This window comes from Streptomyces sp. SID5785 (genome assembly GCF_009870065.1).
Lineage (GTDB): Bacteria > Actinomycetota > Actinomycetes > Streptomycetales > Streptomycetaceae > Streptomyces.
The window spans coordinates 1-385 of record NZ_WWIA01001009.1; the positions used below are offsets into that span (position 1 = coordinate 1).

1 protein-coding gene is annotated in these 385 nt (G+C 80.8%); it reads right to left on the reverse strand.

Going from position 1 to position 385, the window contains the following annotated elements:
- Nucleotides 1–383, reverse strand: a 383-nt coding sequence (locus GTW43_RS37765; RefSeq protein WP_343246184.1) for a class F sortase, incomplete at its 3' end; no start/stop codon positions are given.
- Nucleotides 384–385 lie beyond the last annotated feature (2 nt).

Below are 385 nucleotides of genomic sequence, written 5' to 3' on the forward strand. Positions count from 1 at the left end.
CCGGCGACGATCGCGGTGCCCCGGGTGCCCGGCACCGGCCCGTCGGCCCACCAGCCCGCGAGGTTCGCGTCGTCCTCGGGCGGGGCGGCGAGCCGGCCGTCGTGCTGGAGCCGCAGTTTCGTCAGCGGGGCGTCCACGTGCAGCGCCGGGATGACCACGCGCAGCGGGCGCGACGCGGGCATCGGGGCGGCGGCGCCGCCGGTCGCCGCGTGCCGCGCCGTGGCACCGGGCTGCGGGGGACCCGCGTGCGGATCGGCGACGGTGAACGCGAACACGACGGACGCCACGGCGCTCAGCGCCACGCCCTGGGCCACGCGCCGCAGACGCGAGGGGCGCGGGCGGACGGAACCGGCCGCGGACGGGTCGCCCTGCCAGGCCGTCACCC